This window comes from Pseudoalteromonas sp. SG43-3, assembly GCF_014164385.1.
Classification (GTDB): Bacteria; Pseudomonadota; Gammaproteobacteria; order Enterobacterales; family Alteromonadaceae; genus Pseudoalteromonas; species Pseudoalteromonas distincta.
In genome coordinates this window covers 1-886 of the sequence record NZ_JACJFC010000066.1, presented here as the reverse complement: position 1 = coordinate 886, position 886 = coordinate 1, and the positions used below count along the sequence as shown (strand labels likewise).

Below are 886 nucleotides of genomic sequence, written 5' to 3'. Positions count from 1 at the left end.
TTGCTATCTTGCGATGCACACAGGTATTAAGTGCCATGTATACTTTCCTATAAATTTATATGTGATATTTAGGTCATTAACATTTGACCTTTCTTAATTTTCTATAAAATTTAGGCGTATTTAGGGGGACGAAATGGCACCGAGATATAGCCTTTTAGCTCAAGAGAAACTAAGGCGTAGGTAAGGAAGTGATCTGTTGCTTGTAAAACATTACAAGAAGAATCAGCATTTAAAAATAAGTGACAACAGCAACAAAAATTACAATTATCAATTGAAGTGTTACTATTACTCACCTCAAATATATTGGAGGTTTCTGGAGATTTTAGCGGGGTAATAGACTCAGTTAGTGATGTATTAAAAGAACTTTCAATTAAGTTTACTTCAAGCCCTTCTAGCGAAAAAAACACAGACTGCACCGCGATTAAAATCATTATCACGTATGATATATTTGATTTTATATACGAGGAGTGCATTATTTTCATTTCTCTGCTTAATACTTTAGCTGTAAGATGCGGCGAGCACCGTTTAAAACGACAAGGGCAATTATCAAACCAATCACTAAATCTGGATAACGGCTGCTTGTTACTGTAACTAATAAACCAGCTAAGATTACGCCAACGTTTGCGATAACGTCATTTGCGGAAAAAATCCAGCTCGCTTTCATATGAGCGCCGTCTTCTTTGTTGCCAAATATTAAAAACAGACAAGCAATGTTAGCGATTAGTGCTATTCCACCAAATATCATCATTAAAGAAGAGATCGGTTCACTACCGTAAATAAAGCGTCTTACGACTTCACTCAAAGCACCTAGCGCTAGAATAATTTGAAGTACACCAGATATATGTGCCGCTCTAAGTTTCATGCTTATGCTTTTACCGACAGCATA

General features: G+C 35.9%; 2 protein-coding genes. Both read right to left on the bottom strand.

Annotated features, from left to right (window positions below):
- Positions 1–110 precede the first annotated feature (110 nt).
- Positions 111–407, bottom strand: a complete 297-nt coding sequence (locus H5157_RS20595; protein WP_310736860.1) for a hypothetical protein — start codon at positions 405–407, stop codon at positions 111–113.
- An 83-nt stretch (positions 408–490) separates the two neighbouring features.
- On the bottom strand, positions 491–886 hold a 396-nt coding region (locus H5157_RS20590), incomplete at its 5' end, for a cation transporter (RefSeq protein WP_182725414.1).